This window comes from Pseudomonas sp. YNh (assembly GCF_037993085.1).
Classification (GTDB): domain Bacteria; phylum Pseudomonadota; class Gammaproteobacteria; order Pseudomonadales; family Pseudomonadaceae; genus Aquipseudomonas; species Aquipseudomonas putida.
The window spans coordinates 81,651-98,952 of sequence record NZ_JBBMRJ010000012.1; the positions used below are offsets into that span (position 1 = coordinate 81,651).

The 17,302-nt window shown below is 64.5% G+C and carries 16 protein-coding genes; 2 read left to right on the top strand and 14 right to left on the bottom strand.

Annotated elements, in window-relative coordinates; genetic code table 11:
- Positions 1-116 precede the first annotated feature (116 nt).
- The 4 genes from peaD to peaA are packed head-to-tail and all read right to left on the bottom strand — an operon-like array spanning position 117 to position 4,640.
- Positions 117-1,238 (bottom strand): quinohemoprotein amine dehydrogenase subunit beta, encoded by a 1,122-nt coding sequence (peaD, locus tag WF331_RS14625; RefSeq protein WP_340623037.1) that lies wholly within the window; start codon positions 1,236-1,238, stop codon positions 117-119.
- Positions 1,239-1,270: 32 nt separating this feature from the next.
- Positions 1,271-1,594, bottom strand: a complete 324-nt coding sequence (qhpC, locus tag WF331_RS14630; RefSeq protein WP_016499473.1) for a quinohemoprotein amine dehydrogenase subunit gamma — start codon at positions 1,592-1,594, stop codon at positions 1,271-1,273.
- A 1-nt stretch (position 1,595) separates the two neighbouring features.
- A complete protein-coding gene (gene peaB, locus WF331_RS14635) occupies positions 1,596-3,026 on the bottom strand; it encodes a quinohemoprotein amine dehydrogenase maturation protein (RefSeq protein ID WP_284398543.1) in 1,431 nt (476 codons plus the stop codon).
- A gap of 48 nt (positions 3,027-3,074) precedes the next feature.
- A complete protein-coding gene (gene peaA, locus WF331_RS14640; RefSeq protein WP_016499471.1) occupies positions 3,075-4,640 on the bottom strand; it encodes a quinohemoprotein amine dehydrogenase subunit alpha in 1,566 nt (521 codons plus the stop codon).
- Positions 4,641-5,133: 493 nt separating this feature from the next.
- On the opposite strand from peaA, the gene WF331_RS14645 reads away from it, so the two are divergent.
- Positions 5,134-6,627, top strand: a complete 1,494-nt coding sequence (locus tag WF331_RS14645; RefSeq protein WP_016499470.1) for an aldehyde dehydrogenase family protein — start codon at positions 5,134-5,136, stop codon at positions 6,625-6,627.
- A gap of 126 nt (positions 6,628-6,753) precedes the next feature.
- Positions 6,754-8,067 carry a hypothetical protein gene (locus WF331_RS14650; RefSeq protein ID WP_061204102.1) on the top strand — a complete coding sequence of 438 codons (1,314 nt, stop codon included), beginning with the start codon at positions 6,754-6,756 and terminating at the stop codon, positions 8,065-8,067.
- A 37-nt stretch (positions 8,068-8,104) separates the two neighbouring features.
- On the opposite strand, the gene qhpG is transcribed toward WF331_RS14650, so the two are convergent.
- The 10 genes from qhpG to WF331_RS14700 form a co-directional block, all read right to left on the bottom strand.
- A complete protein-coding gene (gene qhpG, locus WF331_RS14655; RefSeq protein WP_284398547.1) occupies positions 8,105-9,397 on the bottom strand; it encodes a flavin-dependent monooxygenase QhpG in 1,293 nt (430 codons plus the stop codon).
- Entirely contained in the window at positions 9,390-10,067 is a 678-nt protein-coding gene (gene qhpE, locus WF331_RS14660) for a subtilisin-like serine protease QhpE (protein ID WP_340623038.1), read from the bottom strand. The genes qhpG and qhpE overlap by 8 nt, the downstream gene beginning before the upstream one ends.
- Positions 10,057-11,790, bottom strand: coding sequence for an ABC transporter ATP-binding protein (locus tag WF331_RS14665; RefSeq protein WP_340623039.1), 1,734 nt, complete (start codon positions 11,788-11,790; stop codon positions 10,057-10,059). The genes qhpE and WF331_RS14665 overlap by 11 nt, the downstream gene beginning before the upstream one ends.
- 2 nt (positions 11,791-11,792) lie before the next feature.
- A complete protein-coding gene (locus WF331_RS14670) occupies positions 11,793-13,703 on the bottom strand; it encodes a sigma-54-dependent Fis family transcriptional regulator (protein WP_284361094.1) in 1,911 nt (636 codons plus the stop codon).
- Positions 13,704-13,984: 281 nt separating this feature from the next.
- Entirely contained in the window at positions 13,985-14,221 is a 237-nt protein-coding gene (locus WF331_RS14675; protein ID WP_029380666.1) for a hypothetical protein, read from the bottom strand.
- A gap of 505 nt (positions 14,222-14,726) precedes the next feature.
- The gene (locus WF331_RS14680; RefSeq protein ID WP_016499464.1) at positions 14,727-15,578 is read right to left on the bottom strand and encodes a CsgG/HfaB family protein; all 852 of its coding nucleotides are present in this window, start codon (positions 15,576-15,578) and stop codon (positions 14,727-14,729) included.
- Between the two features lie 34 nt (positions 15,579-15,612).
- Positions 15,613-16,026 (bottom strand): curli assembly protein CsgF, encoded by a 414-nt coding sequence (locus WF331_RS14685; protein ID WP_016487339.1) that lies wholly within the window; start codon positions 16,024-16,026, stop codon positions 15,613-15,615.
- Positions 16,023-16,424, bottom strand: coding sequence for a curli production assembly/transport protein CsgE (csgE, locus tag WF331_RS14690; protein WP_063423783.1), 402 nt, complete (start codon positions 16,422-16,424; stop codon positions 16,023-16,025). Before csgE ends, WF331_RS14685 begins: the two co-directional genes overlap by 4 nt.
- A complete protein-coding gene (locus WF331_RS14695) occupies positions 16,421-16,948 on the bottom strand; it encodes a type II secretion system protein (RefSeq protein WP_174371291.1) in 528 nt (175 codons plus the stop codon). The genes csgE and WF331_RS14695 overlap by 4 nt, the downstream gene beginning before the upstream one ends.
- Positions 16,923-17,297, bottom strand: coding sequence for a type II secretion system protein (locus WF331_RS14700; protein WP_012272103.1), 375 nt, complete (start codon positions 17,295-17,297; stop codon positions 16,923-16,925). Before WF331_RS14700 ends, WF331_RS14695 begins: the two co-directional genes overlap by 26 nt.
- Positions 17,298-17,302: the final 5 nt, after the last annotated feature.

Genomic DNA, 17,302 nt, shown 5'->3' on the forward strand with positions numbered 1-17,302 from the left:
GTGTCTGGGCCGGCCTCTTCGCGGGCTTGCCCGCTCCCACAAAGACTTCCACAGGATTGGAATACGGCGCAAATCCCTGTGGGAGCGGGCGAGCCCGCGAAGAAGGCAACGCCGATCTAGCGGATAAACACCTGTGGCGTAGTGGTAGACATGTCACCACCGGGCAACTTGATGTTCTTCACCTTCTCCAGCGTATCCGGGTTGAACACTGCCAGGTCGTTGAAGGTGCCGCCCAAGTACAGCTTGTCGCCCTTCTTGTCGAAGGTGACGCAGTAGTAAGTGTGCTCAAGGTTAGCCGCCTTGATCAGCTTGCGCAGCTTGATGTCGTACTTGGCCAGGCGGTTGAGCACGCCGTAGATCTGGTTCGGGTCTTTAGGCGAGCGCAGGCCGGTGAAGTACAGCTCGGTCAGGTCGGCGAACTCCTGGGTGTGGGTCTTGCCGGTCTTGAGGTCGACGCTCAGGTAGCCATACAGTGGCTCGGCGGTGGCCGGGTCCTGCTTGTCGTCCTTGAACCTGGCAATCGTGTACAGCATGGTGAACTCGTGCCGCGGGCTCTGGTGCGGCCAGAAGTACAGCACGTCCGGGGCGCTGTAGCCTTTGCGGTTCCAGTTGCGCAGCGGCAAGGCCACCGTGTACTTGCCGGTTTTCACATCCATCTTGTAGATGTCCGGCCCTGCGACAAACAGGCTGCCATCGTCGGCAGCACGCATCAGGTACACCTGGCGCGGCATCGGGAAGGTGCGCACCGGCTTGGCCTGCAGGCCATCGTCGGTGCTGAACACCTCCAGCCGTGGCGGCTTGACAACGTAATGGTCGTTCAGCATCTGGGTCGGGTTGACCGTGGCGTACACTTCCTTGCCATCCGGGCTGATGGCGAACGAGTACATCGACCGGCCCACTTCACCCGCCACGCTCGACAGGTTGGCCCGGAAGGTGTTCTTGCAGGTATCCAGGTCGATGCCGTAAATGTCGCCGTAGTGATTGTTGAGCACGTAGGCGGTACGGTTGTCCGGCGCCATCATCGCAGTGCCAGGGCCGAACTTGTCGGGCATCTGGCAGCTTTTGTACACCGTGTCGGTGGCCACATCGACTACATGCAGGTTGTTCGGGTAGTTGGTCACGATCATGTATTCGTGGCCAGCCTTCAGCGCAGGCACGGTGTCGTCAGCCTGAGCCAGCCCGGCGCAGGCCGTGGCGGCGATGGTGAGCGCGAGTTGCGCGCAGCGTCCAGCTTTCATGCGGTTTCCCCTTGTCATTCTTGTTGGGCCGGTCACTTGTCTTTCGGGAACACAGTGCCCAGGTTGCGCCAGTCATCCGCCGAGTTGGTCGCCTGGGCGTTCCAGTCCTGATAGGTGCTCATCATGTCCGGCACCTGGGCCGGCCACCAGCAAGGGTCGGAGCAGCCATACAGGTCGGCCTCCATCGGTTGGCACAGCGAGCTAACGCCACCAAAGGCATCCACTTCCCAACCCGGGTCCGTGGTGGCCGTGCAGCCGGCCACCGCACTCATGGCCATGACTTCTTCGATGCGGTCTTCGGCAGCGGCCTGCTCAAGGATGCGCGCCTTGTTGTTCAGAGGCTTCAAATGCTTCATGTCAGTGCGCCTTCCGCGGGGTGATGTAGCGGTCGATGAAGGCCGGGTTGGCGGCCATGATGCGGCTGTAGACTTCGATGCCGAAGTCGACCCAGTCGCGCATCAATTCGCAGTAGTGGTAAGTCGGGTGCTGCGGGTCGCCGTAGCGGGCGTAGCTTTCGTGGTAGCAGCCGCCAGAGCACAGGTTGCGAATGCGGCAGCTCTCGCAGCCGGTGTTGCTGCGGTCCAGGCGCTGCGACAGGAAGTCGTTGAGCTCCACCTGCTTCACCCCCTGATGCACGTTGCCGAAGGTCGGCAGGCTAGAGCCGGTGAAACGGTGGCACAGGTTCAGCTCGCCTTCATGGTCCACCGCCAGCATTTTCAGCCCGGCACCGCATGGCAGGGCCTTCTTGTGGCCCTCGTGAATGTCGGTGATCAGCTGGTGCAGGTTGGAGAAACCGATGTTGCGGTGTTCCAGCGCTGCGTCCAGGTAACGGCGGCCCAGCGCCTTCATGTTGGCGAAGACCTCAACCAGTTCTTCGCCGGTGAGGTTGAAGGCCGCCATGTCGCCGGAGGTGACCGGGGCAAAGCCGACTTCGGCAAAGCCCATTTCGTTGAACAGGTGGTTCCAGATGGTCTCGATATCGGTGATGCCGCGGGTCAAGGTTACCCGCGCCCCCACCGGGCGACTGTTGTAACGCGACAGCAGCATGTCGGCCTTGCGCCGCACCACGTCGTAGGTACCCTGCCCGCCCACGGTGATGCGGTTGCGGTCATGCACGGTCTTGGGGCCGTCGATACTGATCGACAGGCCGAAACGGTGGGCATTGAGCCAGTCGACAATTTCTTCGGTCAGCAACGTGGCATTGGTGGTCATGATGAACTCCACCTGCTTGCCCGCCTCGGCGAAACGCCGCTCGCAGTAAGCCACCATGTGCTCGATCAGCGGCCGGTTGGACAACGGCTCGCCACCGAAGAACACCACGCTGTAGCGCTCCTCGTCGGGCGACTCTTTGAGCAGCATTTCCACCGAGGCTTCGGCGGTGGCGGTGCTCATCTTCTTGCCGGCAGAAGGCTTGTCCAGATCTTCCTTGTAGCAATAGGTGCAACTGAGGTTGCAACCGGTGTTGACGTTGAGCACCACGGTATTCAGCGCGGTGCGCTCGACCCGCTTGACGCCGATTTCCGGGGTCAGCGGCGAGCCGTCACTGACCAGCTCCAGCGCGATCAGCTCGCGCAGGGTGTCCTGGATATCATTGCCGGCAAACTGCTGGCCCAGGCGCTGCATCAGCTCCTCGGCCGAACAGCCTCGCTGGCGCAACATGTCGATGATGCCCCCGGTCACCGCGTCGGCGGTGAACAGCGAACTGCTGGGGATATGGAACAGCATGCGGTCGGCATCAACCTGCACTTCATGCAGGTTGCGTTCGACCAGGTTCAGTAGTGCGCCCATGGCGACCTCCCGGTAATCGATCCGATGGAAAACCGTTGCACCCTGCCGTTACGGCAGCGGCGGGTTGTTCCAGCGCTGAACGGTGACGATCATGTGCCCTTCGCCGGTCTGGCCACCGTCGGCCAGCGTGGCGATAACCTTCAGGTTGCCCGCGTTGTTGGTCATCATCTTGCGTTCAGGGTTAGGGCCGGCACCGCCTGGAACGAACACGCCATCGGCCTGCATTTGCCCGGCGAACTTGACGTCCTCGTCCTCGACCGCACGCTCGTTGAACGGCTCGACCTTCCAGGTGGCCGGCAGGTAGCCGATGCGCAGCGGCTGGCCACTGGCATCCTTGCCCCAGGCTTCGGCCTCGAAGCGGCCTTGCACCTTCGGCACCGAAGCGCCGTTTTCGCCGATGCGGGCAATGGAGAACGCCGGCACGACTTTCACTTCCTCGACCTTGTCGTACACCGCCAGGCTCACGCCTTTGAGCGCGCCCACTGCAACTTCGCGCTGCCCTGGCTTGGCGTCGGCCGCCGCGCGGGCCTTGACCCGTACCAGCGTCGGGGTCTGCTCCAGTACCTGGGTCACCTCTACCCCGGCACCCAGGTCGGGCTTGCCGTCCAGGCCGCTGCCCACCAAGGTGATCTCGCTCTCGCCACCGGCCTTGATGAATGCCGGTTGCACCGCCAGCAGGCGCGCCTTGCCTTCCTTGGCTGCCATGAAGTCCAGGCCACGCTCGTCGTGTTCGGCCTCGAACATGCGGCCTTTCATTTCGCCATCCAGCGCCGCGAATACCTGGCGCAGATTGGTGTCGCCAACCTTGACGTTGCCGCGCCATTCATAGCCGTTGTACAGGATCGCAGTGCCGCTGCCGTTGAAAGGAGTACCGTCGGCATAGGCGCCCTTGACCTCGACCTTGAAGGTGTCGCCCTCCCCGGCCGAAACGCTCATAACACCGCGCACATCGCCCTTGGCCAGCATGTGGCCGCTGAACGCCCACTGCCCCGGCAGCACGTCGGCCTTCGGTTTTGCCTGCTGCCATTCAGCCCAGGCCGGGTTGTCCAGCGGGTAGCGCCTGGCGAGTTCCGGCACCACCTGTTGCAGGGCAATCGGCAACCAGTCGCGGTCCCGCGCCTGGGCCTGGTATTCGAGGGACGGCCACTGGCCGAGGTGGAAGTTGACCAGGTGCTCCCACTCCTTGGCGGGGCGGCGCTGCAAGGCGACGCGAGCACCAGAGTGGCAGCGGCCACAGGTTTCGCTGAGCTGGGTGTCGAAATGCTCGACCGTGTTCAGCCGGCGCTCCATGGCGTAGCGCACGCCATCGGTTTCGCTGGGCGCCAGGCCCTGCTTGTCGGCCAGGTACTTGACCAGCGTGCGACGGTCGTCGTCGCTGATCTGCAGGCCGTGCATCACCTGCATGCGAGCGATGCTCATCAGCCAGCCTTCCGGCGTTTTACGCTGATGGCTGATGCGGCTGTAGGTATCGTTGCCTTCGGGGATATGGCACCCCATGCACTTGTTCTGCAACAGGCTCGGGCCCTGCTCGGCCGCCATGGCCTGGGTGCTCAGCAGCGCGGCGGCGACCAGCGCCAGTTTGCCCGCATGCCGCCGGAGTCGAGTCGTCTTCAAGGTCAGACCTCCACGGTTGTTGTTCTTATCGTTTTTCGCACGCTTTGGTACAGCAGGTGTGCATGTGGCAGATGTGATACAGGAACTGTGCCAGTTGCAGTAAAAGCGTGGCCTTTCAACCTCTTAGGCAGTTTGCTGGGGTTGGCCAGCAGCGAGGATGGCCAATTGCAGCGTGCCATTTCGCGACAGGGTGTTTCATCATGAGACAGGGGCCTGCCATGCAGGCCTTCGCGGGCATGCCCGCTCCCACAGGTAACCATTGCCTTGAAGGCCTGCGCTGTACCTGTGGGCGCCGGCTTGCCGGCGATTGGTCCTTGAAGCCACTGTTTCACCACGGTCTCACACCGTCTCAATGTGCAACAGCGCACGGCTGCAACTCGAACCTTGCATCACGGCAAAACCCAGTCAACTCAATGCCTTGCTGGCATCTGCCCACCTTGGCACGCCCATTGCGCCTGTGCCCTTTACACCCAATGACAAGAGGCACAGCCCCATGCTTTGTGAACTGCCCATCCTGCCCGCCACCCGCGCCTTTCTCGAACGCAAGCTGAAAATGCGCATCGGCGCCGACTGGCAGGACGCCGCCAGCGGTCGCACCCTGTCGTTCCGCAACCCGGCCACCGGCGAAGTGCTGGGCGAAGTGCCCGCCGCCGACGCCGAGGATGTCGACCGCGCCGTGCGCGCAGCACGCCAGGCCTTCGACGACTCGCCGTGGAGCCGCCTGCGCCCGCGGGAACGCCAAAACCTGCTGTGGCGCCTGGCCGACCTGATGGAGCGCGACGCTCGCCAGCTGGCCGAGCTGGAATGCCTGAACAACGGCAAGAGCGCCGCCGTGGCCCAGGTGATGGACGTGCAGCTGGCCATCGACTTCCTGCGCTACATGGCGGGCTGGGCCACCAAGATCGAGGGTAGCACCGTAGAAGCCTCCATGCCCTTGATGCCCAACGACCAGTTCCACGGCTTTGTGCGCCGTGAGGCCATCGGCGTGGTCGGCGCCATCGTCGCCTGGAACTTCCCGCTGCTGTTGGCCTGCTGGAAGCTCGGCCCGGCCCTGGCTACCGGCTGCACCATCGTGCTCAAGCCCGCCGATGAAACCCCACTGAGCGTGCTGAAGCTGGCTGAACTGGTAGACGAAGCTGGCTACCCGGCAGGCGTGTTCAACGTGGTGACCGGCACCGGCCTGAATGCCGGCGCCGCGCTCAGCCGCCACCCCGGCGTCGACAAGCTGACCTTCACCGGTTCCACCGAAGTGGGCAAGCTGATCGGCAAGGCGGCCATGGACAACATGACCCGCGTCACCCTGGAGCTGGGCGGCAAGTCGCCGACCATCGTCATGCCCGACGCCAACCTGCAGGAAGCTGCTGCCGGCGCCGCCACGGCGATCTTCTTCAACCAGGGCCAGGTCTGCTGCGCTGGCTCGCGGCTGTACGTGCACCGCAAGCACTTCGACAATGTGGTGGCCGACATCGCCGGCATCGCCAACGGCATGAAGCTGGGTAACGGGCTGGACCCGGCCGTGCAGATGGGCCCGTTGATCTCGGCCAAGCAGCAGGACCGCGTCACCGGCTATATCGAGCTTGGCCGCGAACTGGGTGCGACCATCGCCTGCGGCGGCGAAGGCTTTGGCCCGGGTTACTTCGTCAAGCCGACGGTGATCGTGGATGTCGACCAGCGCCACCGCCTGGTGCAGGAAGAAATCTTCGGGCCGGTGCTGGTGGCAATGCCGTTCGATGACCTGGACGAAGTAATCGGCATGGCCAACGACAACCCCTATGGCCTGGGTGCGAGCATCTGGTCCAACGACCTGGCGGCGGTGCATCGGATGATCCCGCGCATCAAGTCCGGCTCGGTGTGGGTCAACTGCCACAGCGCGCTTGACCCGGCGCTGCCGTTTGGTGGCTACAAGATGTCTGGCGTTGGTCGTGAGATGGGCGCAGCGGCCATCGAGCACTACACCGAGCTCAAGTCGGTGCTGATCAAGCTCTGATCCTCTGCCTGTACCGCCCTCTTCGCCGCACACAAGCGCAAGCGGTTCCTGTAGGAGCAGCCTTGTGCTGCGAAGAGGCCGGCCCAGGCAACCCAAAAACAACAATAAAAAACCATGGAGCCCCCCATGAGGCACACACTCGCCTGCACATTGGCCCTGCTGCTCGCCGCGCCCGCTAGCCAGGCCTACGAGCTGTACAACCAGAACGGCACCACCCTCAACGCCGACCTCGAAGCCCTGTTCGGCACGTTCCATAGCGACGAAAGCTTCAACCAAGCCGGCAACCGCCAACCCGGCAGCACCGCCTGGCAGGAAGGCTACGTAAAATACGGCCTCAGCGGCAGCCAGGCCCTGGCCGATAGCGGGGCCGCGTACGGCGCCTTCAACCTGCTCAGTTCCGCCACCTGGGGCGACGGCGATGCTGCCGGCCTGACCCTGGGCGATGAGCGCCGTACCGCCATCGAAGATTTGTACCTGGGCTGGCGCTCGGCCAACCTGTTCCCGGCGCTGGGCGAAGACGGCGTGGATATTTCTGGCGGCCGCCAGGTGGTGACGCTGGGTGACGGCTTCCTGATCCAGGGCGACCCGGTGAACCTGGGCAAGGTCGACCTGGGCGCCAACTTCGACCGTGGCGGTGCCTACTACCTGGCTGCCCGCAAGGCCTTCGACCGCACCGCCGTGCTGCGCCTGGGCGGCAAACAGGGCTGGCGCGGCGACCTGATGTGGCTGAAGTCCGACAACCACTACCAGGCCGACACCTCGATGGCGGTGGCCAACCTGGAGCACGTCGCCGACGCCGGTACCCTTGGCCTCAGCTGGATCCGCGGCCTGGACGTGGACCAGCGCTACGCGCAGATCATGGGCCTGGAGCACCGCGACGGCATGAACACCGCCAGCCTGCGCGGGCGCGGCAACCTGGGCGTGAAAGACCTCGAGCTGGCTGCCGAGTACGTGACCCAGGACAAGACCGGCGGGCGCGAGAATGCCTGGTACCTGGAGGGCAACTGGACCTTCTCCGAACTGCCCTGGTCACCCACCGCCACCTACCGCTACAGCCGCTTCTCCGAAGGTTTCGACCCACTGTTCTACGGCCTGAGCCGAGGCTATGGCACCTGGTTCCAGGGTGAAGTGGCAGCCAACTATGCCGGGCCGTTCAACAAGAACAGCCAGGTGCACCACATGGCGCTCAAAGGCAAGCCACGGGACAACCTCACCGTCGGGGCGCTGTACTTTGACTTCGATACGCTGGACACCGACCAGGGCAACCTCGGCGGTCGGGAGCTGGACCTGTATGTGGAGTGGATGGTCAACGACCACTTGCTGATCAGCCCGTTGGTGGGGTTCTACCAGCCTGAGCGCAGTGCGGCGAATGGTGGTACGCAGTTGGGCGGGCGGGATACCGGCACCTACATGCAACTGGTGGTCGGGACCTTCTTCTGATTCAAGATTCTGGGGCTGCTTTGCAGCCCCGGCAATCTCAAGCCAAGCCCTGCTCCATCAGCCACCGCCGCACCATCCTCTGCTGTTCACCCGCAAGCCCCGATAACACTGCCTCAACAGGCCGGCCACTACGTATTTTCCGCAGTACAGGCGCCAACTCTACGCCCTGCAAATGCCACACCCCCAACGGCTGATCTGGCGTTACCACTACCTCGGCCGCATCCACCAGCCCATCACGCAGCACCGGCCGCCGGTCAACCCGTACTGCTTGCCAATCAGCCGCCTGATGCAGTGGCTGCGTATCCGGCCAGCCCTGGCGCCTGGCCCAGAACGGCTGCCCCGCCCGCCCCTGCTCCTGCCCGTAGAAATCCCGCCCGATACGGGCAAAGCGCAAGAACAGCTGCTCGACCCGCTGCTGGTGAAACTGCCGCGCCAACTCGGCCCGTTCGGGCCTGCGCAGCAACGTATTGATCACCACCGGTGCCTGTAACGCCGAAGATAGAGACTGGAAGATACCGTTGCCCGACAGCGGATCAACGGCCATCGCGGCATCTCCCACCCGTATCCAGTCCTGCCCGACACATTCGCCCGCCACAATCGCCGTACTGCTGCGGGCATGCACCTGTGCTGGCACCCGCGCCCTCTCATCGAACAGCTCGGCTACCAGTGCACTCTGACATCGGCGTTCTGCGCAGTAGGCCGCCAGCTCGGACTTACCCGGCAACCCGGCGGCGTCCAGCGTGACTTGCCAATAACAGCGGCCATCCTCCAGCCGCGCCATCCACGCCCAACCATCCTCCAGGCTTTCCACCGCCGACGCGGGCGCCCCGGGGCTACCCTGCCAGGCATTGAGCAGGCTGACCGTCTCTGGCCCACGCAGGCGGTCTGCGGCAAGCGGCGCCTGGCGACCACGAGCCTCGACGAGGAAGTCAGCGATCAGTACCTGCCCATCGTCCAGACGGACATGGTGAACGTTCTCCTGCACAACCTCGCGCACCCGCCCCTCGACCACACTCACGCCCGCACGCTGAAGGTCGTCGCGCAGCGCCCGGTCAAACCGTTGCCTATCCAGCAGGAATTCCTGGTTCATGTGCAGGTGCTGGCCATTCCAGTGCACCTGCCGGGTAGCCGGCATGGCCGCGTGGCCCAAGGCCCCGCCAAGACCCGCATGCCGCAAGCCCTCCAGTACCCGCTGCGAAACCCCTTCCACTGCCGCGAAACGGCGCCATTGCGACACCACCGTCACGGTGTAGCCAAGCCGCCGCAAGCCGATGGCGGTGGCAGCACCTGCAGGGCCGGCGCCCAGTACCACAATGCGCGGTTCAGGCATGGCTGGCACCCCGTCGCTCAGGGCCAGTAAACGCTGCATTGCGGCGCAACCAGTCATAAACCTGCTGGCGGTCCATCCCCGGCTCCTCACGCATCAGCGCCGCGATCCTGCCGCTCAAGGCTGCGCAACCCAAACTCGCGCCCGCCCTGCCGCCTGCCCCGACATAACCGCCAAAATCTGCCTGCCGGGTGCCCAGCCAGGACCACTGGCCGGGCGCGCAACGGGCATCCCCGGTAACCCGGAGCACCCCGGGGTAGCTGGCCGGGTACACCGGCTCACCCTGCGCCGGGCTGGATGCACACAACAGCACGCCAGCCGCCAGCGCTTCGGTGCAGGCCTGGTGCAGCACAGGCCGGTCCTGCTGCAACCCCAGGCTGAGGTTGACCAGCGTGGCCCCTGCCTCCACCAGCCACAACAGCCCGGCCGCCACCTGCAAGGCGCTGGTGCTGGCCTGGCCACCAAACACCTGGGCCACCAGCAACGGTACCGGGCCGGCCTCGCGTTGCAAGCCGGCAAGCACCGCACTGCCATGTCCAAGCTGGTCCGGCCGTATTTCTCCTTCACGCAACTGGCCGTCTTCCAGCCAGAATCGGCGGGCACGCAGCAAACCGTTGGCCTGCTCCGGCGAGCAGCCACTGTCGATGATGCCAACGCGCACGTCAGTGCCCATGCTTGATCACCTCCTGCGGCAGCACCTGCAACTGGCCGTCATGCAGCTGCAAGTGCAGGTCGGCGTCGGCCAGGGTCGAAGCCCGATGGCTGATCAGGATGCGCGTGCGGCCAGCAAACAGTTGGTCGATGGCCGCAATCACTTCGCGCTCAGTGGCTTCATCCACTGCCGAGGTAGCCTCGTCCAGCACCAGAATGGCCGGGGCCTGCAGCACCGCACGAGCGATGGCAATGCGTTGCTTCTGGCCGCCGGACAACTGCTGGCCACGTTCGCCCAAAAGGCCGTCCAGGCCCAACGGCAGGCTGTCGACCAGGCTGTCCAGCCGCGCCAGGCGCACCACCCGCTCCAGCTCCGCGCGGCTGGCTTCCGGCACACCGTAGGCAAGGTTTTGCGCAAGGGTGCCACGGAACAGCACGATGTCCTGGCTGACAACGGCTATGCGACGGCGCAGCGCGGCCAGGTCCAGTTCGCGCAGGTCGGTGCCATCCAGCAGGATGCGCCCGGCGTCCGGGTCATAGAAACGTTGCAGCAGGTCGATGAGGGTCGACTTGCCCACCCCCGAGGCACCGCTGATGGCCACCTTCAGGCCACCCGGCACGCACACCTGCACGTTGTCCAGCACGGCGCCTTGCCGCCCTTCATGGGCGAAGCTCAGCACCTCAAGGCGCAATTCGCCCGGCCCGTCGGGCATGGGCAGCGGGTTGGCCGCCGGGCGCACGGCCACGGCCTCGCGCTTGAGCTCCATCACCCGCCCCAGGCTCACCGCCATGCGCTGTACCGCCACGTACAGGCCCAGCAGGCTCTGCACCGGGCCTACCGCCATGCCCATATAGGTGGAAAAGGCGATCAGCGCACCCAACTGCCACGTTCCCTGGATCACCCACCAGCCGCCCACCAGAAACGCGCAAGCGCGGCACCAGGAAGTGAGCGTGCCGGGGATGGCCTGGGTAAAGAACTCTGTCACCTGTACCTTCAGCAACTGGCGCATGTAACCCTGGCCAAGCTGATCCAGCCTACCTGCCTCGCGGCCTTGCTGGCCGGCTGCCTGAATGAACTTCATCGCCGGCAAGGTCTCCACCAGGAACGAAGACACATCCGCCGAACGCTCGCGCAGGCTGCGCACCTCGCGCTCCACCTTGCGCCGCATCCAGCGCAGCCACAGCACCTCGATCGGCACAAGCAACGCCAGCAACAGCGACAGCTGCCATGACAGCATCAGCATCAACGCCACCGCGCCCACCAGGCCAATGACGGCAGATACAGCCGAGAACAACGAATCCACGGCAAACCGCTGGATCTCCGCCACATCGCCATCCAGGCGCGAAAGAATGTCGCCCATGCGCCGCCGCCCGTAGAATGTCGGCGACAACTGCTGCAGGTGACGGTACAGGTCATCACGCAGGGCAAACAGGATGCGCCCCGACAACCGCGTATGCAGGTAGCGGTTGACCCCGGCCAGCACCGTGCCCAACAGGCCCGCGCCGATCATGATCGCCGCCATGTGCCAGAGGGTCTGGTAGTCCTTGGCCAACAGCCCCTCGTCAATCAGTGTCTTGACCAGCCAGGGCTGTGCCAGGGCCAGCAGCGAGGCGCCCAGTGACAAGCCGAGCAACAGGCCGATGGCACGCCGATGCGGGCGTACGAAACCATACAGCCAGGCCAACGCCTGGCGCATGAGCGCAGGGTCGCTGGAGTCCACCAGCCTTGCGAACAATGGGCCCATGGTTAGCCGCGCAACTGTTTGAGCTTGCGGTACAGCGTCGCCCGGCTGATCCCCAGAGCCTCGGCCGCGGCGGAAACGTTGCCCTGGTGGCGCGCCAAGGCGCCGCGGATCAACTCCAGTTCGTTGTCCTTGAGGCTGCCGGAGGGCGCGGTGCCGCTGGCCAGTTCGTCCAGCAGGCAATCGGTGAGGTGGTCCACGGTCAACACCTGCTCGCCGTCCTCGCGCATGGCCAGCGCCGTGCGCACTACCATTTCCAGCTGGCGGATGTTGCCCGGCCAGTCGAAACCTTCGAGCAACGTGGCCAGAGCCGGGTCCAGGGTTACACCACGGGCATCGGACTTTTCCAGCAGGCTTTGGATGATCTGCGCCAAGTCGTCACGCTCGCGCAGCGCCGGCAAGCGCAGTGATACGCCATTGACCCGGTAGTACAGGTCTTCGCGGAAATGCTGTTCCTGCACCAGGCGTTTGAGGTCGCGGTGGGTGGCGCAGATCAGCGCCACATCAATGTCCTGCTCGTCGCCGGCACCCAGCGGCGCCACCCGGCGTTCCTGCAATACCCGCAACAGGCGCGCTTGCAGGGCCAGCGGCATGTCGCCGATTTCGTCGAGGAACAGCGTGCCACCATGGGCCTGCATCAACCGCCCGACCATGCCGCCCCGGCGCGACCCTGTGAACGCGCCCTCGCGGTAGCCGAACAACTCGGATTCGATCAGCCCTTCGGGGATGGCCGCGCAGTTGACTGCCACAAAGGGTTTGTCGGCACGTGGGCTGGCCTGATGCAAAGCACGCGCGACGACCTCCTTGCCCGTACCGGTTTCGCCCAGCAAAAGCACTGGCAGGCCATTGCCCAGCCCCTGACGGGCCATGCGTAAATTACGCGCCAGCCGTGCGTCACCGCCGGCCAGGGCGTCTAGTGCGGGTGACTGCTTGCCCAGCGCCGGTTTGCTGACCGGTGTGCTGCCGTTGACCCGGCCGTGGCGTGGCAGTTGCAAGGCGCGGAAGTAGAACTCTCCCTTGGCCGTTTGCACGCTGCTTACCCCACCCTGCCACAGGCGCGCAATGAAGGCTGGCGAGCGTTCGCCCAACAGGTCGCTGCTGTGCCGGCCGATCAGTTCATGGCGCGGCACCTGCAATAGCTGGCAGGCGCTGTCGTTGGCCGCCAGCACCTCACCGTCCAGGCTCAACGCCAACAGGCCATGCCAGGCACTGTTGAGGTATTGCGGGCGGCTGTGGAAGGCCAGCACCAATTGCTCTGGGTGGCACAGGCCAAACATACGGCTCTCGATGTTGCCGGCGGCCAGCATCAGCGTCGACAGGCTGTCCTGCGGCTGTGCCATCACCCCTTCGCGAGTGATGTCGAGCACGCCGATCACCTCCCCACGCGGGTCGCGCAGGGGCACGGAAGTGCAGGAGAACGGGCTGAGGCGGTCAAGGTAATGTTCGCCGCAGTTGATCAGCGTCGGCCGGCCTTCCACCACGGCGGTGCCGATGGCATTGGTGCCGCGCAGCGACTCGCTCCAGCAACTGCCCGGATGCAGGTCGCGCAGGCCCTCGCGCTGCAACACATGCTTCTGCCCTTCGATGGCCAGCACGTTGGCCTGGGCGTCGCCGAGGATGACAATACCGGCCTTGCCCTGACGTGCTACCAGGTAGTCCAGTTCCGGGGTGACGGCGTCGACCAACAGTCGGTTGCGCTCCAGCAGCATGCGCAGGTCGTGGCCCTGCTCCAGCCCCAGGCCGACCTGTTCGCCCTGCAGGCAATCCAGGCCATGGCCCAGGCTGCGGCGCCAGGACGCGTCGATCTCGTCGCGCAGCATGCCCAGCGGTAATTCGCCTTCGCTGGCCAGCTTCAGGCGGGCCTGGCGGGATTCGTGCAGCGGGTCGTGGGCGTTTGTTATTAGTTGTCGCGCCATTTTCTACTCCGGCTGTGCCCCGCAATGTGACGGGGTACGGGCTTGGGAATTTTCCGCAGTGTGCGGGAGAAATGGCTGGCCGTCATCTGGTAGTGGATGGATTGGGGTGCAGCTGGCCGGGTTACTTGAAGCTGGCGCAATCCCTGTGGGTGCTGGCTTGCCGGCGATCACCGGCGTTGCCGGTGCGATCCACCGCGTCGCCTGCTTCGCGGGCGAGCCCGCGAAGAGGCCCTCGAGGTCAATCAGGGATATCGATCGATATCACCACTCCCCAAGCCCCGTCAGGCACTCGACGCCGCCTTCCGCCCAGCCAGCTGCTGCCTCTCCACCCCATCAAGCAACGCCTCCACCACCGCCTTGGCCGAGTCCAGCCCATGGTCATTGCTCAACAGCAGGTCACGGCAGGTCCCCTTGGCCAGTTCCAACGCCTTGAGATTGGTTGCAAATGCACCCTTGAGCAGCGTGGACAGGTGCACCAGCGCATCTTCGTAGTCCACTCCCGAACGTACGGCAAACAATGGCGGGTGGCTGCATTCACAGGTGGAAAAACTGGAGGCCGCGGTGGTGGCGCGAACGGGAGGATCAGGTAAGCCTTTTGTCATTGTGTCGCTCCTTGATTCACTGGAGCCGCCACAAATCGCTACCAAACGAAAGGGTGACGGCTGTACGCAGGTTGGTAGACCGGGAATCAAGGAAACCGGCGCGCACGGAGGCGCCCTACGCACAGCCGCCATAAAACGAAACAGCCGGGCACAAAAAAGCGCCAACTGTATCGCAGAGCGGGCGCTTGTGCGCCTTGATTGATCGCGGGCTACCAAACCCCGCTGCTGGATTGACAGCAGCGGGGAAAGACTACCGAGGTCAGGGAAGGGTTTCAAGCTGAGGGCATGCGCAGTAACACTTCTGATAGCTGCACCGGCCTCTTCGCGGGTAAACCCGCTCCTACCAGGGACCGCGTCAAGCCTGAGGCCAGCGCTGTACTTGTGGGAGCGGGCGAGCCCGCGAAGAGGCCCTCCAGACCAATCACGGCTGCTGATTCTGGCTCAGGTACTTGTCCACCGTAGCCTTGCCCTCCCCCGCATCCCCCGCCACCTGCCACAGCCGCCGTTCAATCCCCTGCGCCAGCAAATGCCCCACCGCCGATTCAATCGCCGACAGCACGCACAGCTGCGCCGGTTCGTTGGTGGTATACCCCACCTCGGCTTCCAGCAGCTTCTTGAACTCGATGAACTTGAACACGCCGGCACTGCGCCCTACCGAGTAGATCGTCTTGCTGGTCATCACGTTGGCCAGCACCTGCCCGGTGCGCACGTCCACGGCGCGCAGGTTGACGGTTACCTGATCCACCCGGTACTCGCGGGAGATGTCGATGCCCAGGTAGCGGGCACCCTCGCCGCCGCTGCGCACGTTGGTGTCGTAGGCGATGATGCCGCCTTCGAGCATCAGGTTGGCGGCCTGCAGCGGTGGCAGTTCGCCCATGATGTTTTCGGCTACATCCGGCTTTTTCTGCGAAGCACGGATGATCTTGCGCTCGGTCAGCAGGTTCTGCAGGCCTTCACGCTCCAGCACCACGAACCAGCCGCTGGCACTGAGGGCGTCCATCAGCATGCTGGCCGCGCCCTGAGTGACGCTGGTGGAGAACGAGCTGGCCGGAGTGGGCTTGTACTGCCCGGTCTGGTCGCGGAAGCCGTACACCACGGCCATCAGCCGGCCTTTGGGCCGTGGCATGTTGATCAGGTCGTAGTAGGTCGAGGCCCGAGGGGTCAGGGTCGGGGTTTCCGAGTCCTGTTCGGCCGACATGGGTTCGCGCAGGCTGCAACCAGTTTGCAGGCCCAGGGCGGTGAGGATCAGCAGCGTGCTCAGCAGACGTTTCATGGTGTTCTCTCCCCAACATAAAAGCCTTTCCCTCTCAGGGGTTCAGGCCGCTGACCTCAATGATCGAAATTTCTCCTGTGGCACGATCGGTGACCTTGATGCTCAAGGCCCCGGAATCGTCGATGACGTCGATGAGAAACGCATCGGTCGCCATGCTGCCGGTGCTGCCGTTGCTGATGTTGTCCAGCAACTGCGACAACATCCGCGACTCCAGCTGGTTGCTGAAGCGCTCCAGGGCCGTGGTGCCGGTAAAGGCCGAGGCACGGTCCTTGAGGTCGGGGTCGTCGTAATCGTTTTGCGCCTGGGCGTTGTTCAGCAGCCACGTGCCGTTCAACGGGTTGCCGCCAAAGGCCGGGTTGACCGGGGTGTACACCAGCTCGGTGGCCTGGGCAGCGCAAGCGCTGGCCAGCAGGCAGGCGGCGATGCAACGTGGAATGCGGTGGTTCATAGCTCGTCCCTCTCCAAGTCGGTGGTGTCCTGTAGCAGGCGTTGCAGCTTGCGTTGAATGATTTGCTGCTTGACCAGGTCGGCGGCTGCCACGGCCTCGTCTTTGAGCTCGGTGGTGTTTGGTGGCAGGAAGCGGCGGTACATCACCTCACGCTCGAACTCCACGGTGACCAGGCTGCCCCAGCGGGCATCCGGGCGTTCGCGTACCACCAGGTTGAAGTCCAGGCGGCTGGTGGCGCGCAGGCGGTCGGCGAAGTAGTAGTAAAAGTCGTGGCCGATGTGCGAAATGGTGTTATCGACGATAAAACCCTGCATCTCGTCCTCAACACCCGCCTTGGCCGAAGTGGCCACCCCCGCCATCAGCAGCAGGCACAGGTACAACGCAGCCAGGCGGCTCATGGCGTATCTCCCGGGCCTGCATGCGTCTGCACGCCGCCTGCACTTTCGGTAAACGCCTGCTCGGCAACAAACTGCCAGTCGCTGTAGTGTTCCAGCCCTTCGAAACCGCTCCATTCGGCGCTGAAGCCACTGCGCTTGAACGGGGTGGCGTCCGAGCGGCTGTACACGCCGGTGATGCGGCCGTCGATTGCACGCAGCAGGCCCCACTCGTCGCTGTTGGTGATGGGGTCTGGGTACAGCCGACGAATGTGCCGCTGGGCCTGCGGGAAGCGGTTGTCCTGCAGCAGGTCGGCCAGCGCCTGCGGGTATTGGGCCAGGCCCGGCGAGGCACGGTAGTAGCTGCGCAAGGCTTGGGCGTACTGGCTGCCCACCCACAGCAACTGGCGCTCGCGATCACGCTGGGCGGCGCTGGCCCAGATCGTGCCAGTGGCGGCCAGGGCCACACTGCTGACCGCAATCAGCAGCAGCACACCCAGGTAGGTAAAGCCACGCTCGGCCTTACCACTCAGCGAAGAGGCTGCCATCACGCGCCCTCCCTGTGGCACCGCTCTTGATATCCGCCACGCCGCCGGCCACGCCTTCGGGCGGTGGCACCAGCTGCCAGGCATCGCTGCGCTCGGTGATCGGGTCGACCGGGGTGTTGCGCAGGTAACGTTGCTCCACCAACTGCTCCAGCGAGTCCGGGTAGTGACCTGTGTCGCCGTAGTAGTGGTCCAGCGACTCGCGCAGCACCGCCAGGCTTTGGCGCAGCGTGGCTTCACGGGAGCTTTCCAGGCTGTTGAAGTAGCGCGGCATGGCGATGGTCATCAGCGTGGCGATGATCGCCATGACCACCAGCAGTTCGATCAGGGTGAAGCCTTTGCTGCGTTTCATGGCTG